Here is a 25,742-nt window from a genome sequence, read left to right on the forward strand (position 1 = left end):
CAATAGCCTAAAGTCGGGTTCGTCCAATAGTCCGTCGACGCAAGGCACCGGACAGGGTGCGTAGCAGGGTCGAACCACCAACCCCATCGAACGGAAATCACCGCCGCCCGAACCACCCACACCATCCAATGGATGGCCAGCCGCCTGAGGCGACGCGTTTTTTGGTTACTTTTTGTCGCTCGGACAAAAAGTGACCCGCCCAGCAGGGCGGAACCAGGCGGTTAATCCTACGACAACATCGAAACAGGCCCCAAAGCCCCCCCAATGCCCCCCTACACCGTCGCCCCAGTCCCCAAAACCGCCGTAGCCTGACTAGACAACGTCCCCCCATTCCCATGCACCACAGCAACCTCAGCACCCCGCACCTGCCGCTCACCACATTCGCCCCGCAACTGCCGCACCGCCTCGATGGTAATGAACATGCCATACATCCCAGGATGCACGCATGACAACCCACCGCCATTGGTGTTCACTGGCAGCCGGCCGCCCGGCGCAATCCCGCCGCCGCTGACGAACTGACCGCCTTCACCCTTGGCGCAGAACCCCAGGTCCTCCAGGAACAGCAGCGTATTGATCGTGAACGCATCATAAAGCTCAGCCACGTCGACATCCGACGGCTTCAGCCCCGCCATGGCAAACGCGCGCTCGCCGGACTCCTTGGCCGCGGTGACGGTCAGGTCTGGCATGCATGAGATCTGGCGGTGCCACGTGGCGGTGGCATTGCCCAGCACATAGACCGGCGGTTTGGCCAGGTCTTTGGCGCGGTCGGCGCGCACCATCACGTAGGCGCCGGCGCCATCGGTGACCAGGCAGCAGTCACGCACGGACAGCGGGTCGGACACCATGCGCGCGTTGAGCACGTCGTCGATGCTGAGCGGGTCGCGCATCATCGCTTCCGGGTTGAGCTGTGCCCACTTGCGCGCGGCCACGGCGACTTCGGCCAGGTGCTCGCGCGTGGTGCCGTACTGGTGCATATGGCGCGCCGCGGCGAGCGCGTATGACGTGATCGGCTGCAGCGGGCTGTACGGTTGCTCATACGGCTGCGGGTCCAGCACCGCACGCACCTTGGAGATGCCGGCGCGGCCGACGGTCGAGGTGCGCTGGTTGCTGCCATAGCACACCAGCACCGCGTCGCACTGGCCCGATTCCAGCGCCATCATCGCCGGCAGCATGTGCGAGACAAAGCTGGATCCGCCGATCATGGTGCTGTCGACAAACTTCGGCTTGATGCCAAGATATTCGGCCACCGGCATCACCCACATGCTGGCGCCGACGCTGGCGGTGGCGATGCCGTCGATGTCGCGCATCGACAGGCCCGCGTCCCTGACGGCGGCCTTGGCGGCCTCCACCAGGATTTCCATTTCGGTCTTGCCGTGCGCTTCGCCAAGACCCGCCTGGCCGACACCGACAATGGCGACGCTGCCGCGCAAATTGGACAAACTCATGGCCTCAGCCCTCCACCGGATCGAACACGACGAGAGCGGACTCGCCTTCCTTGCCCTGCGCCACGCGTGCCTTCACACGCATGCCGATGCGCACACTGGCGGGCGCAATGCCTTCCACGCGGCTCATCATGCGGACGCCTTCGTCAAGGTCGACCAGCACCACGTTGTAGTCGCCGCCGGCATCCGGCTTGCGCCGGATCACGCTGGTGGAGTAGACCGTGCCGGTACCCTTGGGATCGACCCAGGCGAGCGTGTCGCCGCCGCAGTGCGGGCAGATATTGCGCGGGAAGAACACGTGGCGCTTGCAGTCCTGGCAATGCTGGATCCGGAACTGGCCAGCGGCGAGCAGGTCCGCGTAAGCCTTGTCTGGCCCAACAGTTGGTCCCACCGCCACATCTTGTTGGGGCATAGAGTCTCCTTCACTTTTGATGGCCGCCATGGGCTTCCATGGCAAGGCAGCAAGCTTGCCGCAGTCTGTGCATGGCAACAATTCACATCTGCGGAAGGCTGGATTTATGCATGCGGAAAGCGCGGCGCGCGGGGGCGCTGCCGCGCCCGCGCTCAGATCACCAGTTCGATCACGAACGGCCCCTTGCGCGCGTTGGCCATGCGGAACAGCTCGGCAAAGCTCTCCATGTCGCGGGCCTGCGCCGCTTCCACGCCCATGCCATTGGCCAGCTTGACCCAGTCCAGGTCGGGGTTGCCGATGTCGAGCATGTCCAGCGCGGTCTTGCCCGGGTTGGCCCCGACGCCGGCCAGTTCGCCCAGCAGGATGGCGTACTTGCGGTTGGCCAGCAGCACCACGGTGACGTCGAGCTGTTCGCGCGCCATGGTCCACAGCGACTGCAGCGTGTACATGGCCGAGCCGTCTGCCTGCAGCGCCACCACGCGCCGGTCCGGCGCCGCCACCGCCGCGCCCGTGGCCAGCGGCAGGCCTTCGCCGATGGCGCCGCCGGTCAGTTGCAGCCAGTCGTGCGGGGCCGCGTGCACCGTGCCCGGATAGAACGCGCGGCCGAAGCTGACGCTCTCTTCCACCACGATGGCCTGTTCGGGCAGCAGCGCGGTCAGCGTGCGTGCCACCGCTTCGGAGGTGACCGCGCCACGCGCGGGTTCCACCGGTGCATGGGCATCGGCCGCGGGCAGCGCCGCATTGCGCGCGCCCAGTTCGTCGGCCAGCCGCGCCAGCGCCTCGGCCAGGTCTTCCTCCGGACGTGCCAGCACATGGATCACGGCATCTTCCGGATACGGGCGCGGCGACTTGCCGGGGTAGGCGAAGAACGTCACCGGCGGCGGCGCGCCGACCAGGATCACGTTGCGGATGCCGGCCAGCTTGTCGCGCGCGACATCGCCCGAATACGGCACGCGGTCCACCGCCAGGCGGCCGCGCCCGCGCGCCACGCGCGCATTGGACATGGGCGAGATCAGCCGGGCGCCGGTCGCCGCGGCGATGCGGTGCGCATCGGCCAGCGGCCCTTCGCGCAGCGCACTGCCCCCCAGCACGACCAGCGTCGGCTGGCCCGAGCGCAGCACGCGCGCGGCCTGCTGCACGGTATCGGGAGAGACCTTGGGCGCCGCCAGCGGCGGCAGCGGCGCGGCCACCACGCCGCCTGCATCCCAGCACACGTCGGACGGCAGGATCAGGCTGGCGACGCCGCCCGGCGCGGTGCAGGCGGCCTGCACCGCGGCCGAGGCATCGGCGCCGACGGAAGCGGCCTGCGTGGCCGTGCGCGTCCACACCGAAACCGGCCGGGCCCAGCCTTCGGTATCCGCGGTGAGCGGCGCATCCAGCGGCCGGTGGTAAGTGGCCTGGTCGCCGATGATGTTGACCACCGGCGTCTGCGCGCGGCGCGCGTTGTGCAGGTTGGCCAGCCCGTTGGCCAGTCCCGGGCCGCAATGCAGCAGCGTGGCGGCGGGCTTGCCGGCCATGCGCGCATAGCCGTCGGCCGCGCCGGTGACCACGCCTTCGAACAGGCCCAGCACGCAGCGCATGCCCGGGATGCGGTCCAGCGCCGCGACGAAGTGCATCTCGCTGGTGCCGGGGTTGGCAAAGCAGGTGTCCACGCCGTTGGCGAGCAGGGTCTTGACCAGGCTCTCGGCGCCGTTCATCGCTTGGGAGTTGTCCATGTATCGGGTTCGGAGGTTGCAGGGTTGGGATGGGTTGCCGGGGGCGTCATGCCGGATGCGGGCGCGCCGCCAGCAGGTCGAAATCGAGGCAGACAAATTCGGTCGGGAATTCGATGCGGGCGTAATAGACGATCCGTTCGCCGCTTGCGGCCGCGGCGCTGGGCACGCTGGCAAAGCGGCGCAATTCGGCCACCGGCGCCCCCACCGCAACCGCCAGCGCGGCGGCCGATTCCGCGCCCGCCGCGACGATCGACAGGCGCTGGCGCGCGGTGCTGACCGACAGGCCGGGAAAGCGGTCCAGCACCGGCACCGAGGCGCCCTGGCGGAAGGCCTCGGGCTCGCGCGCAAAGACGCCGGCCTCAATATAGACCTCGCCCACGGCGAACGGCCGCCCGTCGATCCGGTGCAGCCGGCGCAGGAAGTGGTATTCGGCCGCGCGCTCGCCGGTGCAGGGCATGCCCAGGTCGTCGGGCAGCGGCACGTTGCCGGCCGACTCGACCATGGCTTCGGTGTCCAGTTGCGCGCCCACGGCCACCGCCTCGTCCCAGCTGGTCGACAGCGACACCTGCCGCCGCGCCTGGCACGGCGCCCTGACAAAGGTGCCGCGCCCGCGCGAGCGCTCAACCAGCCCTTCTTCGTCGAGCATCGACAAGGCATGGTGCATGGTCATGCGCGCCACGCCGTACTGGCGGCACAGTTCGTCCAGGGACGGGATGCGCTCACCCTGGCGCCAGGCGCCGCTTTCGATCTGGCGGCGGAAGATGGTGGCCAGCTGGAGATAGACCGGCTGGCGGCTGCGCGCGAGGATTTCGCTGGAAAGTGGGTCCGGCATGGGGAAGGCACCCGGTCCCGGGTGCATGAAGGCGCCTCCGGCATGGCGGCGTCCAGACCGGACAGTATAAAAAGTCTACATATCTAGACTACTAGGGTAAACCTCTGGGTATTGGCGTGCAGCAAGAAAAAAAGCGGGACACCCAAAGGTGTCCCGCTGCTACTTCCAGGCGGCTCTTCTGTTACCACCGCTCATCCCGTTCCCACGCCTTCATTTCTTCCTCGGCGCGCTCCTTGGTATAGCCATAGCGCTCCTGGATACGGCCGGCGAGCTGATCACGCTTGCCGTTGATCTGCGTGATGTCGTCGTCGGTAAGTTTGCCCCACTTTTCCTTGACCTTGCCCTTGGCTTGTTCCCACTTGCCTTCGATCTGATCCCAGTTCATGTCGTGCTCCTTCATCCGGTGGCAAGGGGGGCCATCGGAGGCGTCCCCTTGCGAGTGGTACGGTGAATGACCCGCCATCAGCCTGACCCGCCATCAGCCGGCGGGATGGTGCTTACTTGCCGTACTTGGCCCGCACGTCGGCCTGGCACTTCTCCTTGGACTCGCCGGACATCGCGTCGCAACGTTCCTTGTCGGCCTTGTAGGCGGCGTCCATGGTGTCCTTCTTCGCATCGGCGCGGGCTTCCGCCACTTCGGCACGCGAGCCGGTCGCCGCGGCCTTGTCGACCTTGGCAGCGGTCAGGGCCTTTTCATGGGCGGCCTTGGCGTCCTTCTTACAGACGTCCTTGTCGTTGCCCTTCTTGTCGTCGCACATTTCCTTGGCTACGTCATAGTCGCGGTCGGCCTTGGTCTTTTCGGCCTTAGCCATCGACTTCTGCGTGCCGTCGCGGCGGGCTTCGGCCTGGGCCTTGGCGACGTCGCGGTCGCGCATGGCTTCGGCCTTGCAGACGTCCTTGGCATTGGCCTTCATGCCATCGCACTTGGCGGCGGCAGCCTTGTAGTCCGCGTCAGCCTGCTTCACCGCGGCCTCATAGTCCGCTTTGGATCCAGCAGTCGTTGTCTGTGCCAGGGCAAAACCTGCCGGGGCGGCAATCATCATCGAACACGCTGCTGCGGTCAGCCATTTCTTCATCATGTCGAGCTCCTTTCCGAAGAATTGCGTATGGGTACGCATGAGAGGCCGGCGGCTACGCTGCTGGCCACGCCGTAAGTACAGAGTAGGCTCGGGGGGATTGGGGAAGCAGGCGTGGGGCTCCGAAAGGTGCGTCAGACGATTCCGACATGACGATTCGGGCGAGGCACGCGACGCGCATGCGTCGGGTTGCGCAGGCGCTGGTGAAATGCGCCGCAGGAAAGAAAAACGCCGCCCGGCACGGGGCGGCGTCATACCAGACCATTGTCTGCGATCGATGTCAGGCAGGGCGCGAGGGGTATGCCCCCACGCAGCCCGCCATTATTCTGAAATCGACGGCGTCAACCGGCTCTCTTCAGGCGCATCGCCCTCCTCGTCCGGCCAGTTGCGCCCCACCATCCATTCGTACAGGGTGGGCAGCACGATCAGCGTCAGCATGGTGGCCGTGATCAGACCGCCGATGATGACGATGGCCAGCGGACGCTGCGTCTCCGAGCCGATGGCGCGCGAGATGGCCATCGGGAACAGGCCCAGCATGGCCAGCAACGCGGTCATCAGCACCGTGCGCAGCCGGTCCATCGAGCCCGTCAGCACGGCCTGGCGCACCGGCATGCCTTCATCGCGCAGCTGGTTGAAGTAGGTCACCATCACCACGCCGTTGAGCACCGCCTGGCCGAACAGCGCGATAAAGCCGATCGCCGCCGACACCGACAGCGGGATGCCGGTCAGGAACAGCGCGAACACGCCGCCGATCAGCGCGAACGGGATGTTCGAGATGATCAGCGTGGCGCTCTTGAACGACTTGAACGCATTGAACAGCAGCAGGAAGATCACCAGCACCGACAGCGGCACCACGATGGACAGCCGCGCCATGGCGCGTTCCTGGTTCTCGAACTCGCCCGACCAGCTGATCTTCACGTCCTCGGCCTTGACGTTCTTGGCCACCAGATCCTGCATGTCCTTCACCACGCTGCCCATGTCGCGGTCGTGGATGAAGATGCCGATCGAGGTGGTGCGCTGGCCGTTCTCGCGGCTGATGTTCATCGCGCCCGAAGCCGCGCGGAAGGTCACCAGCTGCGACAGCGGCACCTGCGCGCCGTCAGCCGTCTGCATGAAGATGTTCGGCAGGTTCGGCAGCTCGCGCTCCGACGGCTTCAGGCGCACGGCCACGCTGAAGTGCTTCTCGCCCTCCCACAGCTCGGTCGCGGCCTTGCCGGCCAGCGCGGTCTCCATCAGATCCTGCACATCGGCCACATTGATGCCGTAGCGCGCGGCCTGGGCACGGTCGAACTCCAGCACATACTGCGGCAACTCGCCGTCGCGGTCGATAAAGGCGCGCATCACACCCTGGACCGACTGCACGTTGGCCAGGATCTGGTCGGCCACCTGCTTGTTGTGCTCAAGGCTGTCGCTCTGGACCTTGATCACGATCTGGCCCTTGATCTGCGAGATGCTCTCCAGGATGTTATCGCGCACCGGCTGCGAGAAATTGGGCTCGATGCCGGGCAACTTGCGCAGGTTGGCGTTGATCTCGTTGATGATGCTGCGCTTGTTGAAGCCGTCGCGCCACTGCTTCTCGGGCTTCAGGTCGACCAGGATCTCGACCGTGTTGATCAGCTTGGGGTCGGTGCCGTCGTCGGGACGCCCCACCTTGGAGATGGTGGTGTTGACCTCCGGGGTCTTGCGGATCACGCTGCGCAGCAGCCGCGCTTGGTCGCGCGCCTCGACGGTCGACACCGACGCGGGCAGATCGAAGCTGACCCACATCGAGCCTTCGTCCAGCTCGGGCAGGAATTCGCTGCCGAGGAACTTGCCCACGCCCACCGTCGCCACCAGCATGCCCAGCGCGATGCCGACCACCATCTTCTTGTGGTCCAGCGCCCAGGCCAGCATCGGCTCATAGAGCCGCTTGCAGTGGCGCACGAGGAAGTTGTCTTCGTGCGCGATGTTCTTCGTGAGCAGCAGGTGGCACAAGAGCGGCACCAGCGTCAGCGAGAGGATCAGGGAACCGATCAGTGCGCCCGTCACCGTGTAGGCCATCGGCGCGAAGATCTTGCCCTCGTGCCGCTGCAGCGTGAAGATCGGGATGTGCGCCGCGATGATGATGACCATCGAGAACACGGTCGGGCGGCCCACCTCCGTGGTGGCCTGCAGGATGGCATGCAGGCGCGCCCTGCTGTCCTTGATCTGCTGCTCCTTGAGCTCGCCCAGCCGCTTGAAGATGTTCTCGACCACGATCACCGCGCCGTCGACGATGATACCGAAGTCCATCGCGCCAAGAGACAGCAGGTTGGCCGGAATGCCCACCCACGTCAGCCCGATGAAGGTCGACAGCAGCGCCAGCGGAATGATCAGCGCCACGATGGCGGCGGCACGCACATTGGCCAGGAACAGGTACAGCACGGCCATCACCAGCAGCGCGCCTTCGACCAGGTTGCCGAACACCGTGTGCAAGGTCTTGTCGATCAGCGTGGAACGGTCGTAGTACGGCACGATCTTCACGCCCTTGGGCAGGATCTGGTCGTCCAGCAGGTCGATCTTCTTCTTGAGCGCCTCCAGCACCAGCGACGGGTTCTCGCCCTTGCGCATCACCACGATGCCCGAGACGATGTCGTCCTCGTCGTCCTGGCCCATCAGGCCCTGCGGCGGCGCGCTGCCGATCTTCACATCGGCAATGTCCTTGACCAGGATCGGTGTGCCGTTGTTCTCGGCCACGACTACGTTGGCAATGTCGGCCGAGGTGCGGAAGCTGCCCAGCGAGCGCAGCAGGAACTGCTGGCGCCCCTGCGCCACGGCACCGCCGCCGGCGTTGGAGTTGGCGCGCTGCAGCGCCGCAAACAACTGCGACAGCGAGATCTTGGCGTCGCGCATGCGCGCGAGGTTGGGATTCACCTCGTACTGCTTGATGGTGCCGCCGATGGTGACCACGTCGGCCACGCCGGGCACCTGGCGCATGTTCTTCTCCACCACCCAGTCCTGCAGCGTGCGCAGTTCCTGCGCCGTGTAGCCCTTGCCGGTCAGGCGAAAGCGGAAGATTTCGCCGATGGCGGTGGACAGCGGCGCCAGGTCCGGATGGACACCGTCAGGCAGGTCGACGCTGCGCAGGCGCTCAAGGATCTGCTGGCGCGCGGTCACGTCGGTGGCGCGGTCATTGAAGGTCACCATCATGAAGGACAGGCCGAACTGCGTGTGCGAGAACACCCGCACCGAGTTAGGCGTGCCCGCCATGGCGGTTTCGATCGGAATGGTCACCTGCCGCTCGACTTCCTCCGCGGCGCGGCCAGGATACAGCGTGATGATGTTGACCTGGATGTCCGAGACGTCGGGGAAGGCCTCGATCGGCAGGTTCTTGAAGGCAGCCAGGCCGCCTCCGACGAAGATGAGCAGGCCCAGCCAGACAAAGAGCTTCTGATGCAGGGCAAAACTGACGATACGCGAAATCATGTGGCGGCAGTCCTCAGTGCTTGGCGCCCGCGCGCGCCGCGTTGACGGCGGTGGCATCGCGCAGGATGTCCTGCAGGTAGAGGTTGCCGTCGGTAATGACCGTCTCGCCTTCCTTGATGCCGTCGAGCACTTCCGAGGTGCCCGGCAGCGTGACGCCCAGCTTCACTTCGCGGCGCACGAACGTGTTCGGAGCGGTGCGCACAAACACGTAGTTGCGGTTTTCGGCCAGGAACACAGCCTTGGACGGCACGGCAATGCCCTGGAACGACGCCGCCTTCAGCCTGGCGGTGACGAACATCTCGGCCTTCAGGCGGCGGTCGGGATTGGGCACGGCCAGGCGCACCTTGATGCTGCGCGCGGTCGGGTCGACGTAGTCGGCAATCTTGATGACGGTGCCCTCAAAGGTTTGGCCCGGATAGGCGGCGGTCACCAGCTTTACCGTCACGCCGGGCTTGAACAGGCTGAGGTCAGCCTCGCCGGCATCGACCTGGGCCCACAGCGTGGTGGGATCGGTCACCAGGAACAGTGGTGCGGCCGGTTGCTGGTCCGGGCGCAGTTCCATGCCCGGATTGATATTGCGCTCCACCACCAGCCCGTCGATCATGCTGCGCAGCGCAAAGCGCTGGTTCACGCCGTCACCGCCCGCGCCCGCGCCATACATGCGCAGCGCGGCCTGCGTGCGCTGCAGGTCGGCGGATGCGCGGGCGGCATCCGCCTGCGCCTGCTCCAGGTCCTTCTGGGCGATCACGCCGGCTGTGTACAGCTCACGCTGGCGTGCCAGCGCCTTGCCGGCGACGGCACTGTCAGCGGCGGCCTTGCGCGCATCGGCCTGCGCCACGCCGAAATCGGGCGAGGTCAGGTTGGCCAGCGGCTGCCCCGCCTTCACAGTGGCGCCCGGCTGGACCAGGATCTCGGTCACGCGGCCGGCGAACGGCGTGGCGACGCGCACGGTCTTGTCTTCGTTCCAGACCAGGCGGCCCGGCAGGCTGAGCATGCGCTCGCCGCCGGACTTTGCCGGCTCGCCGGCGATGCCGGGCAAGGCCCTCACGCTGGCCGGGAACTGGATGGTATTGCCGGTGACCTTGGGCTCGTCATCGGCCTTCGGGGCTTCGGATTTGCCGCAGGCGGCCAGCGCCAGCGCGCACAGGGACAGCGCGGCAACGCGCGCGGGCACGCCAGCGCGGGAAACACGGAATACTTCGGACAGCAGATTAGGGACGCGGCGCATCGGTACGGACCTGGGAATTCGGAAGGGAGCTGGCGGGAGTCGTGGAAGCCTGCAACGCGGCGCGATAGGCCGACAGGGCCTTGGCGTAGTCGCCCTGCGCGTTGACGGCATCGAGACGGGTCTGGCGCAGGGCGCGGCGCGCGTCGAGCAGGTCGAGCACGCCGGTGGCGCCCTTGGAATAGGCAAACTCGGCGCTGCCGGCGACGCTTTCGGCGGCGGGCACGACGGCTTCGCGCATCTGCTTGAGCGACAGGCGCGAGGCCTCGAGCTGGCTGCGCAAGCGCTCGACCTCGTTCTGGGCCTCCAGCAGTACCCGGTTGCGATCGTCCAGGGCGGCGTAATAGTCCACCTCGGCGCGGCGCGCCTCGCCGCCATTGCTGTGGCGCACGAACAGCGGGATCGTGACGAACACGCCGTAGCTGTTGCCGCTGCCATTGGTATTGGCGGGCGAAACCGGATAATGCTCGGCCTGCGCGCCCACCGTCACATCCGGCACGCGCCCGGCACGCGCCAGGTCGCGCGCGGAGGCGGCGGCGGCAAGACGGGCTTCGGCGGCGGTCACATCGGGGCGGCGCTGCAGCGTATCCGGATCGACCTGGGGCGCGGGCGCCTCCAGCGACGGCCAGTCCGACACCAGCCGGTTGTCCGCCAGCGTGCCCGGCACGCCCATGGACTGGGCAAGCTGCGCCTTGTCGCGGGCATGGTCGGCCATGGCCTGGCGCAGGTCGTTCTGTGCGCGCAGCCCGTCGAGCTGGAGCTTGGTCACGTCGGCGCGCGAGACATCGCCGGCCTTGAGCCGGGCTTCATTGGCCTGTTGGGTACGGTTGTAGAGCGCCAGTGTTTCAGTCAGCACCTCGACCCGCTCCTGGCTGACCACGGCATCAAAAAAGGCCTGCTCGACGGCGCTGGTCTGCTGTGTCACCACCGCCTGCACCACCTCGCCGGCGGCCACGCTGGCCTTGCGCGCAGCATCCAGGCGCAGGCCGCCCTTGTTGGCGGTTTCGATCAGCTGGTCGACCCGCAGGGTCGAATCCACGGTCTTGCTGCGCAGGTTGCCCGAGCCGATGCCGGCATGCGGATTGATATTGGCCACGCCCAGGCTCAGCACCGGGTTCGGGCGCTGCGAGGCAATCTGGATATCGGCCTGGCTGGCTTCCTCGCCGCGCCGGGCGGCGATGATGTCGCGGTTGCAGCGGATGGCGTCAAGGCGCGCCTGGGCCAGGGTCAGGCTGGCTTTCGCAGGCGGCGGGATGCACGGGCCATCGGGCGGGAGCGGCGCGGAGGCGGCTCGCCCCGCGGTCGCCACAACGGCGAGCAGGGTCGCCATGGCGGCTCGGGTAAAGGAAAAATGCACGGTCAGTCAGGCTCGATTCGAAAACGGTCTGAGGTAAACGACCGTGCCTGCCGAACGGTGCACCGGATTGGCGAATTTTCACGCCAGATCCGGCCCCGATAGCATCTGTACTGCCTCTATTCGGCACCTCCGCACGATCTCCCGCCCGCATTCAAACCGAAATCCATTTCAAATTGCTTTCATCCTGCCAACAAAATGAAGGAAAAGCGGCGAATTGTCAGAAAGTGCGGGAAAACCCGATAGCTAAAAGTGGTCCAAGCGTCGCGTCCATGCAACGCTTGCCTCGTCGTCAGGACTTGGCGCGATCGTCCAGCCCCAACCCGCGGCCAATGATCTCTTTCATGATCTCGCTGCTGCCGGCATAGATCCGCGAAATACGCGCGTCGGCGTACATGCGGCAGATGCGGTACTCCTCCATATAGCCGGCGCCGCCGTGCAACTGCACGCCCTCGTCGACCATCCGCCCCTGCAGTTCAGAGGTCAGCAGCTTGGCCGAGGCCGCTGTCTCCACGGTCAGCTTGCCGGCATTGTGCTGCAGCACGCACTGGTCGACAAAGGTCTGCAGCGCATCCAGCTGCGCGCGCAGCTCGGCCAGCTTGAAGCGCGAGTTCTGGAACGTGCCGATGGCCCGGCCAAAGGCCTTGCGCTCCTTGACGTAGTCCAGCGTGATGTCGAAGGCCACCTGCGCCGATGCCATGTAGCCGCAGGCGCCGATCAGCCGCTCTTCGGCCAGGTGGCGCGTCAGGTAGCGGAAGCCCTGGCCGGGCTCGCCCAGCACGTTGGCCTTGGGCACCTTGACGTTGTCGAAGAACAGCTCGGACGTGTCCTGCGAGTGGAGACCCATCTTGCGCAGCTTGCGCCCGCGCTCGAAACCGGGCATGCCGCGCTCGACGATAAACAGGCCCAGGCCGTGGCTGCGGTCGGGATCGGTGCGCGCGACCACCACCACGCAGTCGGCCAGTTGGCCGTTCGAGATATAGGTCTTGGCGCCGTTCAGCACCCAGTGGTCGCCATGGTCCACGGCGCGCGTGCGCATGCCGGCCAGGTCCGAGCCCGCCTGCGGCTCGGTCATGGCGATAGCGAAGATCGACTCTCCGCGCGCCGCTGCCGGCAGCAGGCGCTGGCGTTGCTCCTCATTGCCGATGCGGCCGATATACGGTGCCACCAGACGCGAGTGCAGCGTGCCGAAGAAGCCCGAGTCGCCGTGGCGCGCGTTTTCTTCGATCAGGATCTGTTCATAGCGGAAGTCCTCCACGCCGGCGCCGCCGTATTTCTCGTCGGCCCACATCAGCAGGTAGCCCTGTTCGCCGGCCTTGCGGAACACCTCGCGGTCCACGCAGCCCTGTTCGCGCCAGCGCTCGCCGTGCGGCCCGACCTCGCGCTGGTAGAAGCGGCTGGCGGATTCGCGGAAGGCGTCGTGTTCGGCTTCGAAGATCAGGCGTTGCATGGCCATGGCGGGGTCTCCTGGTGTTTTTGAGAGTGACCGCGTGAGTGTCTGCCGTGCGGCGCCTACGAGATTCGTCGGAACGGATGATTTTTCCTACCACCGCCGAACGGGCTGGCTTGAAGGAAAAGCCGGCTTGAATGCAATTTTATTGATATTAAGTCGAAATAACTTTCATTTACCCTCCGGCACACTTTGTGCCAATACTGATAGCGGAAGCACAGATACCAATTCGAGGGAGCGGGAACATGGAAGCCATCCTCTGGTTTGCCCTGGCACTGGCACTGGTGGCGTTAGGAGGCACCGTCACATGGCTGATCGGGACACGGGTGCCGGAACCTGTACTCGCACGCGCGCAACTGCACGGGCGCTTTGCCAGGCTGGAACCGCGCCCGCCCCGCAGCGGCGGCGGCCGGGGCCGCCGGGTACGGCGCGTGCGCCAATGGCGCCTGGTGGCCGTGCCCGGCCCCATGGGGCAACTGGTGCCGGTCCGGATCTGACAGCCTGGCGTTATTGCGGGAAATCCCAGCGCTGCGACCAGTCGGAGTCCTCGCGCACGATGTCACGCAGGATGCGCACGGCCTCCTGCGCCGCGCCAGCCGGGGTCCTGGCGCAGACGAGGAATACAGGATATGAGAACTCCGACGCGCCTTCGAGCCGCGCCAACACCCCGCTGTCCAGGTAGCTCTGCACCACGCGCGTCCGGAAATAGCCACTGCCGCCGAACTGCAGGATGTACTGCAGCGCCAGCGGCCCCAGGTTGAAGTACAGCGAGGCGCGTGCATGCTCCGGCAGCACGCTGTCATGCTGGCGGCGGAACTCCGGCCCCCAGTCGACATAGACATAGCCGCCGTCGCGCTGCGTCGAGCGGATCAGGATCAGCTTCTCTTCCATCAGCGCCTCGACATGCATGCCCGGCGCGTACTCCGGCTGGTAGACCAGCGCCGCGTCCAGCGTGCCCGACTGCAGCTTGCGCTGCAGCTCCGCCCCTTCTCCCACTTCCGCCCGCACCGCCTGCGCCGGCATCAGCTGGCGCAGCCGCGTGGTCCACAGCAGCACCAGTGGGTTGCCCAGGCTGATTTCCGTGCCGAAGCGAAACAGGCTGGCCAGCCCCGCCGGCAACGGCAACTCGCGGCAGGCCGCCTCCCAGGTCTGCACCAGCTGGCTGGCATAGCCGAGAAAGCGTTGGCCATCGGGTGTCAGCCGTGCACCGGCCTTGTTGCGCTCGAACAGCCGGCAGTTCAGCTGCGCCTCCAGGCTCTTGATGCGCGCGGTCACGGCGGTCTGCGTGACATGCAGCTTGTCAGCCGCCGCCAGCAGGCTGCCGGTGCGGACGACTTGCAGGAAGGTGCGGGCGAGATCAATGTCCATTGTGGCGACAGGCTTGGCCGATGTGACGAATTGTAGGCAATGGCTGGCAAAATTGAGAACCATGGACGTACACACGCGGATGTACCTCTGATCCAATGATGCTATGCTTGTACCTACAGGATGTACACGGAAATCACAATGCCTTTCACCCGGATCTTCCGCAACGGCAACTCGCAGGCGGTGCGAATTCCCGCCGAGCTGGCCTATCCCGATACCGACATGCCGCTGGAAATCGAGCGGATCGGCGATGAGTTGCGCATTCGGCCCGCGCGGCGGCGCCTGACCGGGCTGCTTGACGCCTTCGCCGCATTCCCGGACGACTTCCTGGCACAAGGTCGCGAAGACCAGACGCAGGCTGAGCGGGAGGGGTTCTGATGGCCAGGTATATGTTCGACACCAATATGTGCATTTACCTGATGAAGAACCAGCCACCGCAAGTAGCCGAGCGCTTTGCTCAATGCTTCGAGGGCGATGTGGTGCTGTCCGCTATCACCCTGGCCGAACTGGAATACGGTGTCGCAGTCTCGGGCGATCCCCTCGCAGCGCGGCGCGCGTTGGAGGCGCTGGTCGCACGCGTGCCGGTGCTACCGCTGAATGCTGCGGCCGCGCGCGCTTATGGCCCGGTCCGCGCCGCCACGCGCGAACGCAAGGCGGATGCCCTGGACAAGCTGATTGCGGCTCATGCTATTGCCGAGGACCTGACGGTGGTCACGCGCAACGCCCGCGACTTCGCAGCGTATCCGGGCCTGCGCATTGAGGACTGGACCGCGCCATCCCACGGCTGAACTCAAGGCACGGCCACCGGTTCAACGCGCCGGCTGCGGCCGCACTCCCGCAGGCATGGCCACTGGCACGGCGCCCGCCATCGGCGCCGCCGGCACGCTGCGCACCTCGCGCGGCGGCCTCAGCGGCGCAATGCCTTCCGGCTCCCGGAAGGCCAGGCCATTGTCATAGCCGGTGGCGGCGGCCTCAAGGTATCCGGGTGCAAATTTCTGTTCCGGCGTCACGGCCTGCACGGCGGGTGCCGCGGCCTGCGGCGCCTCGGACTGCGCGCAGGCGACGCTGTTGATGCATAGGCCCAGCACACGCAGCAGCGCCATGGCTCGGCGCGAGCGGTGCAGCATTGTGTGCGGGCGCGGCGCGGCCTGCCCTGTCTGGCATTGGGGTCGGGTATTCATCGGGGTTCTCCGGGAAGCCATTGCTGGCGGGTGGCACAACGAGCCGCGGCGCCGCGCTCGTTGTCCATTGCGCAATGACCGTGCCACCGCCGCAGCGCTGGCTGCGGGCTGGATTGCGGCACTTTCCGGAGATGGAGTGGTGGGGCCGGCCCGACGCTGGCCCTGGGGATGTCTGTCGATGTCCAACACCCTCAGCGGCGGCTGCGCGCCTCGCCAGCCGCGCCGCCCTCAGGGCTTGACCGCCGCCGCCAGCACCGCCGGCATCGGCACCTCGAAACCGTTGCCGCGCATGTAGCCGGCGACGGTGCCGCGCAGCACGGCGCGGATTTCATCGCGGGCCCTGGGGGTCTGCGCGCGCAGCGTGGCGGCGGCGCGCACGGTGCCCTGGGCCAGCGCGTCGAACAGCTGGTCGGGCGTGGAGAAGCGCCATACCTGCGGCACGCTGCGGCAGGTGGGCGAGACAAAGCCGGCTTGCTGCAATGCGGCGCGGCAATTGCCTGGATCGCTGAACAGGAAGAAGTTGGGCCCCACCGGGATATCGACCTCCATCGAGCCATAGGCGCGGATCGCGGCATAGATTGCGCCGAAGCCGACCGCGCGCTCGGGTGTGTCCCACACGGTGAAGGCGATGCGCCCGCCCGGGCGCAGCACGCGGAACGCTTCGGCCAGCGCGGTATCGGGCTCCGACAGGTGGCACATGCCGAATCCATTGACCACGGCATCGAAGCTGGCGTCGCCGAACGGCAGCGCCTGCGCATCGGCCTGTTCGTAGTGGACCGCCGGATGGAGCTTGCGGGCCAACTGTACCTGCGCCAGCGAAAAGTCGACGCCAACCGACTCGGCACCGCGTTGCGCGGCCCCCGCCGCGACATGGCCGGAGCCGGTGGCCACGTCCAGCACGCGCTGTCCGCTGGCCACACGGGCCTCGTCCAGCAGGGACTCGACCGATTGCCGGGTCACGTGCGACAGATGCTCCTGGTACTGGCTGACGACCTCGGGATCCTCCCAGCCAGCCAGCTCAAAGTCCCGAAACGAATCTGCGGTGTGGTCCATGCCCTCTCCTCGGCGTCGATGTCAGGCTCCCGGTTTGCGCGGACACAGTGCTCCTCCGCCGTAAGACCCCGGTAAAACCAAGTATAGACAGCGCTGGCGGCGCACAGCGGCCAGTCGCTCAGGCGGGCACCCGGCCTGCCCTCAGGCGAAGCGCAGCGTGGCCACGCCGGCGGCGATCAGGCAGGCCGCGCCCAGGCGGGCGGCACCCACGCGCTCCTTCAGCAGCAGCCCGGAGATCAGCGCGCCGAACAGAATCGAGGACTCGCGCAGGGCCGCCACCGGGGCTACCGGCGCGCGCGTCATCGCCCACAGCGACAGCGCGTAGGACGCCAGCGTGCCGCCGCCTCCCACCAGTGCGAACACCAGGTTGCGGCGCACGTAGCCGCCCAGCGCCGGCCGGCGCGCCACCAGCGCCCAGGCCGCCAGCGGTACCGCGGTCAGTACAAAGATCCAGAACGCATACGCCACCGGCGCGCCGGAGCGGCGCACGCCGGTGCCGTCGATCAGCGTATAGGTGGCGATCACCAGCGCGTTCAGCAGGGCCAGCCACATGCCCTCGCGGCCGCCCGGCATACCACCGGCACCACGCCCGCCGCCCGCCATGGCCAGGATGCCGAGGCTGATCACCGCGATGCCGCCCCACGCCAGCGCCGACAGGTGCTCGCCCAGCCAGCCCACGCTGGCCACCGCCACCAGCAACGGCGCGGTGCCGCGCATCAGGGGATAGGTCTGGCTCATGTCCGCGCTGTGGTAGATGCGCGCGACCAGCGCGAAATACACCACGTGCACGCCCACCGACGCGGCGATGAAGGGCCAGCTGGCCGGCGCGGGCTGCGGCAGAGTCGGCAGCGCCACGGCGGCCATCAGGCCCGCCGTCACGGCCACCATCACCGCCGACAGCATCTTGTCGCCGCCGCCCTTGACCACGGCATTCCAGGCGGCATGCAGGAATGCGGCAAGCAGGACGACGGCAAAGACGGTCAGGGACATGGACATCAGCAGGGATCAGCGCGGGACGCAGTCATTCTAGCGGGGCCGCACGATGGCCCACCCTACTTCGCCCCGCTGACCCGCCAGATCGTATTGCCAACGTCATCGGCCACTAGCAAGCCGCCCTGCTTGTCGATGGCCACGCCCACCGGCCGCCCGCGCGCGTTGCCATCCTTGTCGAGAAAGCCGGCCAGCACGTCGAACGGCGCGCCATTGGGCCGGCCCTGGCTGAACGGCACGAAGATCACCTTGTAGCCCGCCAGCGGCCGGCGGTTCCACGAACCGTGCTGGCCGACGAACATGCCTTCGCTGAAGCGCGCCGGCAGGCTATTGCCGCCGGCGGCGGCCAGGCCGAGCGATGCGGTATGCGCCCCCACGGCATAGTCCGGCGCGATGGCCCTGGCCACCAGGTCCGGCGCCGGCGGCTTCACGCGCGTGTCGACATGCTGGCCGTAGTAGCTGTAGGGCCAGCCATAGAAGCCGCCGTCGCGCACCGAGGTGATGTAGTCGGGCACGAGGTCGCTGCCGATCTCGTCGCGCTCGTTGACCGCGGTCCAGAGCATGCCGGTGACCGGCTCCCACGCCATGCCGTTGGGATTGCGCAGGCCGCTGGCAAAGATCCGGTGCATGCCGGTCTTCGGGTCGACCTCCCAGATGGCGGCGCGGCCGACCTCCTGGTCCATGCCGTTCTCGCCCACGTTGCTGTTGGAGCCCACCGTCACGTACAGCTTGCTGCCGTCGCGGCTGGCGATCAGGCTCTTGGTCCAGTGATGGTTGCGCGGCCCGCCGGGCAGGTCCACCACCTTCTGCGGCGCGGCGCTGATCCGGGTCTGGCCCGGCTGGTACGGGAAGCGCAGCAGCGCGTCGGTGGTGGCCACGTAGAAGTCGTTGCCGACCAGCGCCATGCCGAACGGCGAGTTCAGGTCCTTCAGAAACACCGAGCGCTGGTCGGCCACGCCGTCGCCGTTGGTATCGCGCAGCAGCGTGATGCGGTTGGCGCTGGGCGTGCCGGCACCGGCGCGCTTCATCAGCTTCTTCATGATCCAGCCGCGGATGCCCTTGCCGTCGTCGGGCTTGGCCGGGGCATTGCTCTCGGCCACCAGCACGTCGCCGTTGGGCAGCACGTAGATCCAGCGCGGATGATCCAGCTTGTCGGCAAAGGCCGTCACGGCCATGCCTTCAGCCGGCACCGGGCGCTGGCCCGCTGCCCAGCCGATGGCGGGTGCGATGTTGACGGTGGGAATGGCGGTCGGGTTGGGCGGCGGCAGCTGCGGCGTGGGTCCGAAGCCGGCTTCGGACGGCAGCCTGGCCGTTTCGCCGCAGCCGGCAAGCGCGCCGAGGGTGGCGATGGCGCTCGCCAGCAATGCGACGCGCAGCAGGGAGAAAGCGGTGGGCGTCGGCATGATCCGGGCTCCTCAGGCAACGCAGGTCGGCGCGCCTGTTCCTGGACTATAGGATGCGCGGCACCCGGCCCTCTGTCGGCGCAGAAGAAGCCACCGTGTAGGCCGATACCCAAGCTCGTGGCGCGCCGCGTCGCAAACCTCAGCCGCGGTGCGGCGTATCCAGCCCCTTCACCACGGCCGGGCGTTTGACGAACGCCTCCAGCACGCGCCTGACGTGCGGGAAGTCCTGGATGCCGACCAGTTCGCCCGCCTCATAGAAGCCGACCAGGTTGCGCACCCACGGGAAGGTGGCGATGTCGGCGATGGTGTACTCGTCGCCCATGATCCAGTCGCGCCCCGCCAGCCGCTGGTTCAGCACGTTCAGCAGGCGGCGGCTTTCGGCCACGTAGCGGTCGCGCGGGCGCTTGTCCTCGTAGTCCTTGCCCGCGAACTTGTGGAAAAAGCCCACCTGCCCGAACATCGGCCCGATGCCGCCCATCTGGAACATCACCCACTGGATGGTTTCATAGCGGCGCGCCGGGTCGGCGGGAATCAGCTTGCCCGACTTGTCGGCCAGGTACAGCAGGATCGCGCCCGATTCGAACAGCGCCAGCGGCTTGCCGCCCGGGCCATTGGGGTCGAGGATCGCGGGGATCTTGTTGTTCGGGCTCAGCGACAGGAACTCCGGCGACATCTGGTCGTGGGTGTCGAAGCGCACCAGGTGCGGTTCATACGCCAGGCCGGACTCCTCCAGCAGGATCGACACCTTGACCCCGTTGGGCGTGGGCAGGGAATAGAGCTGGATGCGGTCGGGATGCTGCGCCGGCCATTTGCGGGTGATGGGGAAAGCGGACAGATCGGGCACACTGGCTCCTGGTTCGGGCGCTTGCGCACTGCGGCAAGCGCCGGACAACGGAAAAGCCAGATCATAAACCGGCCCTGCCCTGCTTGCAGTGGGCGCGACGCGCGCGACCCGGCGACCGCCGACGCGACCACGGACCCCCTCGCCTCGCCGACCCGGCGCGAACAGCAGATCCTGATGCTGATCGCGCGCGGCGCCACCGCCGGCGACATTGCCGCGCAACTCGACATCAGCCCGCTGACCGCACGCAAGCACCGCGAAAACCTGATGCGCAAGCTGGATCCGCACAACACCGCCGAGGTGGTGGCTGACGCCGCGCGCCAGGGGATTCCACTGGACTGACGTTCAAGCAAGCCGGCAGGACCCAGGCGCCAGAAGCAAAAGGGGCCCCGCAACGCGGGGCCCTCTCTTCATGCCAGCCTGACTGTGCGACTTACACCGTCACGCCGTCGGCCACTTCCTTGAAGTCCTCGATCTGGTCGAAGTTCATGTACTTGTAGATCTTGTCGCCATTGGCGTTGAGCACGCCCATGTCGGCCATGTACTCTTCCTTGGTCGGGATACGACCCAGGCGCGAGCAGATCGCGGCCAGTTCGGCGGAGCCCAGGTACACGTTGGTGTTCTTGCCCAGGCGGTTCGGGAAGTTACGCGTGCTGGTCGACATCACCGTGGCGCCTTCGCGCACCTGAGCCTGGTTGCCCATGCACAGCGAGCAGCCCGGCATTTCGGTGCGGGCACCGGCGGTGCCGAACACGCCGTAGTGGCCTTCCTCGGTCAGCTGCTTCTGGTCCATCTTGGTCGGCGGGGCCACCCACAGCTTGACCGGGATGTCGCGCTTGCCTTCCAGCAGCTTGGAGGCTGCGCGGAAGTGGCCGATGTTGGTCATGCACGAACCGATGAATACTTCATCGATCTTGGCGCCGGACACGTCCGACAGCGTCTTCACGTCGTCCGGGTCGTTCGGGCAGGCCACGATCGGCTCGTGCACGTCGGCCAGGTCGATCTCGATCACGGCGGCGTACTCGGCGTCGGCGTCCGGCTGCAGCAGTTCCGGCTTGGCCAGCCAGGCTTCCATGGCCTTGATGCGGCGCTGCAGGCTGCGCGGGTCCTGGTAGCCCTGGGCGATCATCCACTTCAGCAGCGTGATGTTGCTGTTGATGTATTCGATGATCGGGTCCTTGTTCAGGCGCACCGTGCAACCAGCGGCCGAACGCTCAGCGGAAGCATCCGACAGCTCAAACGCTTGCTCGACCTTCAGGTCGGGCAGGCCTTCGATTTCCAGGATACGGCCCGAGAAGATGTTCTGCTTGCCTTGCTTGGCCACGGTCAGCAGGCCTTGCTTGATCGCGTACAGCGGGATCGCGTTGACCAGGTCGCGCAGGGTCACGCCCGGCTGCATCTTGCCCTTGAAGCGGACCAGCACCGATTCCGGCATGTCCAGCGGCATCACGCCGGTGGCGGCGGCAAAGGCCACCAGGCCCGAACCTGCGGGGAAGCTGATGCCGATCGGGAAGCGGGTGTGCGAGTCGCCGCCGGTGCCGACGGTGTCGGGCAGCAGCATGCGGTTCAGCCACGAGTGGATCACGCCGTCGCCCGGGCGCAGCGAGATGCCGCCACGGGTGCTGATGAACTCAGGCAGCGTGTGGTGGGTCTTGACGTCGACCGGTTTCGGATAAGCGGCGGTGTGGCAGAACGACTGCATCACCAGGTCGGCCGAGAAGCCCAGGCAAGCCAGGTCCTTCAGCTCGTCGCGGGTCATCGGGCCGGTGGTGTCCTGCGAGCCCACCGAGGTCATCTTCGGTTCGCAGTAGGTGCCCGGGCGCATGCCCTTGCCTTCCGGCAGACCGCAGGCGCGGCCAACCATCTTCTGGGCCAGCGTGAAGCCCTTGCCGGTATCGGCCGGGTTCTGCGGCAGGCGGAACAGCGTCGACGGGGCCAGGCCCAGCGCTTCGCGCGCCTTGGCGGTCAGGCCACGGCCAACGATCAGCGGAATGCGGCCGCCGGCGCGCACTTCGTCGAACAGCACGTCGGACTTGACCTTGAACTCGGCGATCACTTCACCGTTCTTCAGCGCCTTGCCGTCGTACGGACGCAGTTCGACCACGTCGCCCATTTCCATCTTCGACACGTCCAGCTCGATCGGCAGCGCGCCGGCGTCTTCCATGGTGTTGTAGAAGATCGGGGCGATCTTGTTGCCCAGGCACACGCCGCCGAAGCGCTTGTTCGGGATGAACGGGATGTCTTCGCCGGTGAACCACAGCACCGAGTTGGTGGCGGACTTGCGGCTGGAGCCGGTGCCGACCACGTCGCCCACGTAGGCGACCAGGTGGCCCTTTTCCTTCAGCGACTCGATGAACTTGACCGGGCCGCGCTTGCCGTCTTCTTCCGGCTGGAATGCCGCGCCTTCGCGCTTGTTCTTCAGCGTGGCCAGCGCGTGCATCGGGATGTCCGGGCGGGTGGTGGCGTCCGGGGCCGGCGACAGGTCGTCGGTGTTGGTTTCGCCCGGCACCTTGAACACGGTGATGGTCAGGCTTTGCGGCACTTCCGGACGGCTGGTGAACCATTCGGCGTCGGCCCAGCTTTGCAGCACGGCCTTGGCGTTGACGTTGCCCTTGTCGGCCTTTTCCTTCACGTCGTGGAAGGCGTCGAACATCAGCAGGGTCTTCTTCAGCGCCTCGGCGGCGACGGTGCCCACTTCGGCATCGTCCAGCAGCTCGATCAGCGGCGAGATGTTGTAGCCGCCCAGCATGGTGCCCAGCAGCTCGGCCGCCTTGGCGCGCGAGATCAGCGCGCACTTCTCTTTGCCCAGCGCCACAGCGGCCAGGTACGAAGCCTTGACCTTGGCGGCGTCATCCACGCCGGCCGGCACGCGGTAGGTGATCAGCTCGACCAGGTTCTGCTCTTCACCGGCGGGCGGGTTCTTCAGCAGTTCGACCAGCTCGGCCGTCTGCTTGGCAATCAGGGGCAGAGGGGGGATGCCAAGCGCGGCGCGCTCGGCCACATGTGCGCGATAGTTTTCAAGCATGGGAACCTGCTGAGTAATTAGGTTTAGAAAATCTCGTTACGTCGCGATTGTAGTCCGAAGCGACTCCTCGGTCAAATGTCTTATATCTTATATAAGAGTAAAGATGAAAAAATGCTTAACAATCAAGGCACTAAGGACTTATCGATCCGCAGGATCACATGATGTACTACCCGACTAGCGCAGTAGGGAATGCACGTCGACGCTGCCCGAACCCGCCCCGCCGGGCCGGCCCCGATTCGCCGCGAGCCGCACCGACACTCAAGTTCACACGACATGAAGCGTTAACCAGCCTGCAGGCGCGCATCACGAAGCGCCCGCTCGCGTAGCCGTGCCTGCTCCCTTTCCGCTCAAATGGCCAAGCTGAAAGGGTTTCCCCCTTTTTTTCGGCCCTTTGCTGGCCTGCGATTCCGGAAGAATGGCAGGCATTCCGATACAGGCTTCTCATGGCGAACACGGCTTCCCCTCCCCGGACTGGCAACACAGGCAAGCGCGGCCGGCTGCTGCTGATCGGCGCCGGCGTGCTGGTTGTGGCACTGGGCGCCGGAGGCTTCGTGCTGGGCAGCGTACTGAGCAACCGCCACCCGGCGGCCGCCGCCGCGCCCGCCGCCCCGGTCGTACCGCCGCCGATCTTCGTGCCGCTGGATGCGTTCACCGTCAACCTGCGCAGCGACGACGGCGACCGCTTCCTGCACACCGGCCTGTCGCTGAAGGTGGCCGATGCCGAGACCCAGGCGCGCCTGGCCCAGTACCTGCCCGAAGCGCGCAGCCGCATCCTGCTGCTGCTGTCGGCCAGGCAGCCGGCCGACCTGGCCACCGTCGAAGGCAAGCGCAAGCTGGCCGACGACATCCGCGACACCATCAGCAAGCCGTTTGCCAGTGGCCTGCCGGCGCAGCGCGTGCTGGATGTGCTCTTCACCTCGTTCGTGGTGCAGTAAGCGCAAGCCAGGGCAGCCGGATTCATCCATAACGCCGCACAAGGGGCAGGACACTAGATGGCCTACGACAAGTTCCTCTCGCAAGACGAGGTAGACGAGCTGCTCAAGGGCGTATCCGGCGAAGCCGATACGCCCAAGGCCAGCGAGCCTGCTCCCGACGAAGGCGCGGTGCGCCCCTACAACCTGGCGAAGCAGGAACGCATCATCCGCGGCCGCCTGCACACGCTGGAAATCATCAACGAGCGCTTTGCGCGCTCGATGCGCACGGCGCTGTTCAATTTCATCCGCCGCGGCGCGGACATCTCAGTTGGCAGCGTGAGGATCGAGAAGTTCGGCGATTTCTCGCGCAACCTGCCGATGCCGACCAACCTGAACCTGGTCCACCTGAAGCCGCTGCGCGGCACCGCCCTGTTCATCTACGACCCGAACCTGGTGTTTCTGGTGGTGGACAACCTGTTCGGCGGCGACGGCCGCTTCCACACCCGCGTGGAAGGCCGCGACTTCACCCAGACCGAGCAGCGCATCATCCAGCGCATGCTGGAGCTGACGCTGACCAGCTACGGCAACGCCTGGCGCACCGTGCACCCGATCGAGACCGAGTACATCCGCTCGGAGATGCACCCCAAGTTTGCCAACGTCGCCACGCACAACGAAGCCGTGGTGACCACCGCCTTCCATATCGAACTGGGCGCGGTCGGCGGCCAGCTTCACGTATGCCTGCCGTACTCGATGATCGAGCCCCTCAAGGACCTGCTGATGAATCCGCTGCAGGACGAGAAGGAGGTCGACAAGGGCTGGGTCACGCAACTGTCCACGCAGCTGCGCGCGGCCGAGGTGGAGCTGGTGGCCGAATTCGCGCACCTGCAGAGCACCGTGGCCGAAGTGCTGGCGATGCGCGCCGGCGACGTGCTGCCGATCGAGCTGCCGGAGAAGATCTTCGGCAAGGTGGACGGCGTGCCCGTCATGCAATGCGGCTTCGGCACGATGAACGGCCAGTATGCGCTGCGGGTAGAACGAATGATCAATCACCAGGACGGCGATTCCCACCTGGACACCGAGGACACCGATTATGACTGACGGCATCGAGGACAAGCCGGTCGACCCGATGGACGACTGGGCCAGCGCGCTGGCCGAGCAGACCAGCGCCACATCCGCCGAGATCCCCGCAGCCGCCGCACCGGCGGCCGCGCCTGCGGCCACCCCGGCCGCTGCCACCGTCTTCCCGCCGCTGGCCAAGGAAGCGCCGAGCGGCTTCCGCAACGATATCGAGATGATCCTCGATATCCCGGTGCAGCTGACCGTGGAACTGGGCCGCACCAAGGTGCCCATCAAGAACCTGCTGCAACTGGCGCAGGGCTCGGTGGTGGAACTGGATGGCCTGGCCGGCGAGCCGATGGACGTGCTGGTCAACGGCTACCTGATCGCGCAGGGCGAGGTGGTGGTGGTGAACGACAAGTTCGGCATCCGCCTGACGGACATCATCACGCCGTCCGAACGCATCCGGAAGCTGAACAAATGACCATGCCGACGCGCGCCAGCCTGGCCGTGCTTGCGCTGCTGCCGGGGGCCGTCATGGCCGCCGACGGCACGCATGTGCCCGCCATCAGCGGCGCGGCCAGCCTGGCGCAGGCCGGGCTGGGGCTGTTCGCCATCATCGCGCTGATCCTGGGCATGGCCTGGGTGGCGCGGCGTGCCGGCCTGGTGCGCCATGCCACCGGCGGCGCCATGAAGGTGGTCGGCAGCACCATGCTGGGCGCACGCCAGCGCCTGGTGCTGGTCGAGGTGGGCGATACCTGGCTGGTGCTGGGCGTGAGCCCCGGCGAAATCCGGCCGCTGCACACCATGACGGCGGGCACCACCGCCGCCCACCCGACGGCCACCCCCGGCGCCATCGGATCGTCGCAACCGCCGACCGGCGGCACCTTTGCCGAAAAGCTGCTGCGTTCGATGCAGGATCACTTCAAATCATGAATTCCCCGCGTGCCGCGCTGCGGCGCCA

25 protein-coding genes are annotated in these 25,742 nt (G+C 66.8%); 8 read left to right on the forward strand and 17 right to left on the reverse strand.

Annotated elements, in window-relative coordinates; all coding sequences use genetic code 11:
* Nucleotides 1-272 precede the first annotated feature (272 nt).
* The 10 genes from DN412_RS22185 to DN412_RS22230 all read right to left on the reverse strand — a co-directional run bounded on the left by DN412_RS22185 (nt 273) and on the right by DN412_RS22230 (nt 12,950).
* Entirely contained in the window at nt 273-1,445 is a 1,173-nt protein-coding gene (locus DN412_RS22185) for a thiolase (RefSeq protein ID WP_115213555.1), read from the reverse strand.
* Between the two features lie 4 nt (nt 1,446-1,449).
* Nucleotides 1,450-1,854, reverse strand: a complete 405-nt coding sequence (locus DN412_RS22190) for a Zn-ribbon domain-containing OB-fold protein (protein ID WP_115213556.1) — start codon at nt 1,852-1,854, stop codon at nt 1,450-1,452.
* A 152-nt stretch (nt 1,855-2,006) separates the two neighbouring features.
* A complete protein-coding gene (locus tag DN412_RS22195; protein ID WP_115213617.1) occupies nt 2,007-3,551 on the reverse strand; it encodes an acetolactate synthase large subunit in 1,545 nt (514 codons plus the stop codon).
* Between the two features lie 64 nt (nt 3,552-3,615).
* A complete protein-coding gene (locus tag DN412_RS22200) occupies nt 3,616-4,401 on the reverse strand; it encodes a GntR family transcriptional regulator (RefSeq protein WP_115213557.1) in 786 nt (261 codons plus the stop codon).
* Nucleotides 4,402-4,582: 181 nt separating this feature from the next.
* The gene (locus tag DN412_RS22205) at nt 4,583-4,786 is read right to left on the reverse strand and encodes a CsbD family protein (RefSeq protein ID WP_078199422.1); all 204 of its coding nucleotides are present in this window, start codon (nt 4,784-4,786) and stop codon (nt 4,583-4,585) included.
* A gap of 112 nt (nt 4,787-4,898) precedes the next feature.
* Entirely contained in the window at nt 4,899-5,480 is a 582-nt protein-coding gene (locus tag DN412_RS22210; protein ID WP_115213558.1) for a hypothetical protein, read from the reverse strand.
* Nucleotides 5,481-5,798: 318 nt separating this feature from the next.
* A complete protein-coding gene (locus DN412_RS22215) occupies nt 5,799-8,921 on the reverse strand; it encodes an efflux RND transporter permease subunit (protein WP_115213559.1) in 3,123 nt (1,040 codons plus the stop codon).
* Nucleotides 8,922-8,934: 13 nt separating this feature from the next.
* Nucleotides 8,935-10,149, reverse strand: coding sequence for an efflux RND transporter periplasmic adaptor subunit (locus DN412_RS22220; RefSeq protein WP_115213560.1), 1,215 nt, complete (start codon nt 10,147-10,149; stop codon nt 8,935-8,937).
* Entirely contained in the window at nt 10,133-11,476 is a 1,344-nt protein-coding gene (locus tag DN412_RS22225) for a TolC family protein (protein WP_115213561.1), read from the reverse strand. The genes DN412_RS22220 and DN412_RS22225 overlap by 17 nt, the downstream gene beginning before the upstream one ends.
* Before the next feature lie 316 nt (nt 11,477-11,792).
* Nucleotides 11,793-12,950, reverse strand: a complete 1,158-nt coding sequence (locus tag DN412_RS22230) for an acyl-CoA dehydrogenase family protein (RefSeq protein ID WP_115213618.1) — start codon at nt 12,948-12,950, stop codon at nt 11,793-11,795.
* 245 nt (nt 12,951-13,195) lie between these two features.
* Between DN412_RS22230 and DN412_RS22235 the strand changes: the two genes are divergently transcribed.
* Nucleotides 13,196-13,447 carry a hypothetical protein gene (locus DN412_RS22235; protein ID WP_115213562.1) on the forward strand — a complete coding sequence of 84 codons (252 nt, stop codon included), beginning with the start codon at nt 13,196-13,198 and terminating at the stop codon, nt 13,445-13,447.
* 10 nt (nt 13,448-13,457) lie between these two features.
* Here DN412_RS22235 and DN412_RS22240 read toward each other — a convergent pair whose 3' ends face one another.
* The gene (locus tag DN412_RS22240; RefSeq protein ID WP_115213619.1) at nt 13,458-14,318 is read right to left on the reverse strand and encodes a LysR family transcriptional regulator; all 861 of its coding nucleotides are present in this window, start codon (nt 14,316-14,318) and stop codon (nt 13,458-13,460) included.
* A 138-nt stretch (nt 14,319-14,456) separates the two neighbouring features.
* On the opposite strand from DN412_RS22240, the gene vapB reads away from it, so the two are divergent.
* Together vapB and DN412_RS22250 are read left to right on the forward strand one after the other, a co-directional pair.
* Nucleotides 14,457-14,693, forward strand: coding sequence for a type II toxin-antitoxin system VapB family antitoxin (vapB, locus tag DN412_RS22245; RefSeq protein WP_115213563.1), 237 nt, complete (start codon nt 14,457-14,459; stop codon nt 14,691-14,693).
* Entirely contained in the window at nt 14,693-15,103 is a 411-nt protein-coding gene (locus DN412_RS22250) for a type II toxin-antitoxin system VapC family toxin (protein WP_115213564.1), read from the forward strand. Before vapB ends, DN412_RS22250 begins: the two co-directional genes overlap by 1 nt.
* Nucleotides 15,104-15,124: 21 nt before the next feature.
* Here DN412_RS22250 and DN412_RS22255 read toward each other — a convergent pair whose 3' ends face one another.
* The 5 genes from DN412_RS22255 to DN412_RS22275 form a co-directional block, all read right to left on the reverse strand.
* The gene (locus DN412_RS22255) at nt 15,125-15,496 is read right to left on the reverse strand and encodes a hypothetical protein (RefSeq protein ID WP_115213565.1); all 372 of its coding nucleotides are present in this window, start codon (nt 15,494-15,496) and stop codon (nt 15,125-15,127) included.
* Nucleotides 15,497-15,724: 228 nt separating this feature from the next.
* Nucleotides 15,725-16,549, reverse strand: a complete 825-nt coding sequence (locus DN412_RS22260; RefSeq protein ID WP_115213566.1) for a class I SAM-dependent methyltransferase — start codon at nt 16,547-16,549, stop codon at nt 15,725-15,727.
* A 141-nt stretch (nt 16,550-16,690) separates the two neighbouring features.
* Nucleotides 16,691-17,539 carry an EamA family transporter gene (locus tag DN412_RS22265; RefSeq protein WP_115213620.1) on the reverse strand — a complete coding sequence of 283 codons (849 nt, stop codon included), beginning with the start codon at nt 17,537-17,539 and terminating at the stop codon, nt 16,691-16,693.
* 62 nt (nt 17,540-17,601) lie between these two features.
* The gene (locus DN412_RS22270; RefSeq protein ID WP_115213567.1) at nt 17,602-18,942 is read right to left on the reverse strand and encodes a PQQ-dependent sugar dehydrogenase; all 1,341 of its coding nucleotides are present in this window, start codon (nt 18,940-18,942) and stop codon (nt 17,602-17,604) included.
* A 139-nt stretch (nt 18,943-19,081) separates the two neighbouring features.
* Entirely contained in the window at nt 19,082-19,786 is a 705-nt protein-coding gene (locus DN412_RS22275; RefSeq protein WP_115213568.1) for a glutathione binding-like protein, read from the reverse strand.
* Here DN412_RS22275 and DN412_RS45510 point away from each other — a divergent pair.
* Entirely contained in the window at nt 19,736-20,125 is a 390-nt protein-coding gene (locus DN412_RS45510; protein ID WP_279635223.1) for a response regulator transcription factor, read from the forward strand. The genes DN412_RS22275 and DN412_RS45510 overlap by 51 nt on opposite strands.
* 91 nt (nt 20,126-20,216) lie before the next feature.
* On the opposite strand, the gene acnB is transcribed toward DN412_RS45510, so the two are convergent.
* The gene (acnB, locus tag DN412_RS22285) at nt 20,217-22,808 is read right to left on the reverse strand and encodes a bifunctional aconitate hydratase 2/2-methylisocitrate dehydratase (protein WP_115213569.1); all 2,592 of its coding nucleotides are present in this window, start codon (nt 22,806-22,808) and stop codon (nt 20,217-20,219) included.
* 443 nt (nt 22,809-23,251) lie between these two features.
* Here acnB and fliL point away from each other — a divergent pair, with 443 nt between their 5' ends.
* From fliL to fliO, 4 genes are read left to right on the forward strand one after another with little or no spacing between them, the layout of a single operon-like run.
* Nucleotides 23,252-23,743, forward strand: a complete 492-nt coding sequence (gene fliL, locus DN412_RS22290; protein WP_115213570.1) for a flagellar basal body-associated protein FliL — start codon at nt 23,252-23,254, stop codon at nt 23,741-23,743.
* 57 nt (nt 23,744-23,800) lie between these two features.
* On the forward strand, nt 23,801-24,820 hold the full coding sequence (gene fliM, locus DN412_RS22295; protein ID WP_115213571.1) for a flagellar motor switch protein FliM: 1,020 nt from the start codon (nt 23,801-23,803) through the stop codon (nt 24,818-24,820).
* Entirely contained in the window at nt 24,813-25,262 is a 450-nt protein-coding gene (fliN, locus tag DN412_RS22300) for a flagellar motor switch protein FliN (RefSeq protein WP_115213572.1), read from the forward strand. The genes fliM and fliN overlap by 8 nt, the downstream gene beginning before the upstream one ends.
* Nucleotides 25,259-25,714 carry a flagellar biosynthetic protein FliO gene (fliO, locus tag DN412_RS22305; RefSeq protein ID WP_115213573.1) on the forward strand — a complete coding sequence of 152 codons (456 nt, stop codon included), beginning with the start codon at nt 25,259-25,261 and terminating at the stop codon, nt 25,712-25,714. Before fliN ends, fliO begins: the two co-directional genes overlap by 4 nt.
* The last annotated feature ends 28 nt before the right edge of the window (nt 25,715-25,742 follow it).

Origin of the sequence: Cupriavidus lacunae (genome assembly GCF_003353055.1) — a bacterium.
GTDB classification, from domain to species: Bacteria; Pseudomonadota; Gammaproteobacteria; order Burkholderiales; family Burkholderiaceae; genus Cupriavidus; species Cupriavidus lacunae.

Excerpts from the sequence above, each read along its gene's own strand:
- DN412_RS22215 (WP_115213559.1), bottom strand. The coding sequence starts at position 8,921 with ATGATTTCGCGTATCGTCAGTTTTGCCCTGCATCAGAAGCTCTTTGTC.
- DN412_RS22235 (WP_115213562.1), top strand. The coding sequence starts at position 13,196 with ATGGAAGCCATCCTCTGGTTTGCCCTGGCACTGGCACTGGTGGCGTTA.
- DN412_RS22225 (WP_115213561.1), bottom strand. The coding sequence starts at position 11,476 with ATGGCGACCCTGCTCGCCGTTGTGGCGACCGCGGGGCGAGCCGCCTCC.
- fliO (WP_115213573.1), top strand. The coding sequence starts at position 25,259 with ATGACCATGCCGACGCGCGCCAGCCTGGCCGTGCTTGCGCTGCTGCCG.
- DN412_RS22220 (WP_115213560.1), bottom strand. The coding sequence starts at position 10,149 with ATGCGCCGCGTCCCTAATCTGCTGTCCGAAGTATTCCGTGTTTCCCGC.
- DN412_RS22205 (WP_078199422.1), bottom strand. The coding sequence starts at position 4,786 with ATGAACTGGGATCAGATCGAAGGCAAGTGGGAACAAGCCAAGGGCAAG.
- DN412_RS22185 (WP_115213555.1), bottom strand. The coding sequence starts at position 1,445 with ATGAGTTTGTCCAATTTGCGCGGCAGCGTCGCCATTGTCGGTGTCGGC.
- vapB (WP_115213563.1), top strand. The coding sequence starts at position 14,457 with ATGCCTTTCACCCGGATCTTCCGCAACGGCAACTCGCAGGCGGTGCGA.
- DN412_RS22230 (WP_115213618.1), bottom strand. The coding sequence starts at position 12,950 with ATGCAACGCCTGATCTTCGAAGCCGAACACGACGCCTTCCGCGAATCC.
- DN412_RS22240 (WP_115213619.1), bottom strand. The coding sequence starts at position 14,318 with ATGGACATTGATCTCGCCCGCACCTTCCTGCAAGTCGTCCGCACCGGC.
- fliM (WP_115213571.1), top strand. The coding sequence starts at position 23,801 with ATGGCCTACGACAAGTTCCTCTCGCAAGACGAGGTAGACGAGCTGCTC.
- DN412_RS45510 (WP_279635223.1), top strand. The coding sequence starts at position 19,736 with ATGCTGCGCCGGCCATTTGCGGGTGATGGGGAAAGCGGACAGATCGGG.
- fliN (WP_115213572.1), top strand. The coding sequence starts at position 24,813 with ATGACTGACGGCATCGAGGACAAGCCGGTCGACCCGATGGACGACTGG.
- DN412_RS22260 (WP_115213566.1), bottom strand. The coding sequence starts at position 16,549 with ATGGACCACACCGCAGATTCGTTTCGGGACTTTGAGCTGGCTGGCTGG.
- DN412_RS22190 (WP_115213556.1), bottom strand. The coding sequence starts at position 1,854 with ATGCCCCAACAAGATGTGGCGGTGGGACCAACTGTTGGGCCAGACAAG.
- DN412_RS22210 (WP_115213558.1), bottom strand. The coding sequence starts at position 5,480 with ATGATGAAGAAATGGCTGACCGCAGCAGCGTGTTCGATGATGATTGCC.
- DN412_RS22195 (WP_115213617.1), bottom strand. The coding sequence starts at position 3,551 with ATGAACGGCGCCGAGAGCCTGGTCAAGACCCTGCTCGCCAACGGCGTG.
- fliL (WP_115213570.1), top strand. The coding sequence starts at position 23,252 with ATGGCGAACACGGCTTCCCCTCCCCGGACTGGCAACACAGGCAAGCGC.
- DN412_RS22270 (WP_115213567.1), bottom strand. The coding sequence starts at position 18,942 with ATGCCGACGCCCACCGCTTTCTCCCTGCTGCGCGTCGCATTGCTGGCG.
- DN412_RS22265 (WP_115213620.1), bottom strand. The coding sequence starts at position 17,539 with ATGTCCCTGACCGTCTTTGCCGTCGTCCTGCTTGCCGCATTCCTGCAT.
- acnB (WP_115213569.1), bottom strand. The coding sequence starts at position 22,808 with ATGCTTGAAAACTATCGCGCACATGTGGCCGAGCGCGCCGCGCTTGGC.
- DN412_RS22255 (WP_115213565.1), bottom strand. The coding sequence starts at position 15,496 with ATGAATACCCGACCCCAATGCCAGACAGGGCAGGCCGCGCCGCGCCCG.
- DN412_RS22250 (WP_115213564.1), top strand. The coding sequence starts at position 14,693 with ATGGCCAGGTATATGTTCGACACCAATATGTGCATTTACCTGATGAAG.
- DN412_RS22200 (WP_115213557.1), bottom strand. The coding sequence starts at position 4,401 with ATGCCGGACCCACTTTCCAGCGAAATCCTCGCGCGCAGCCGCCAGCCG.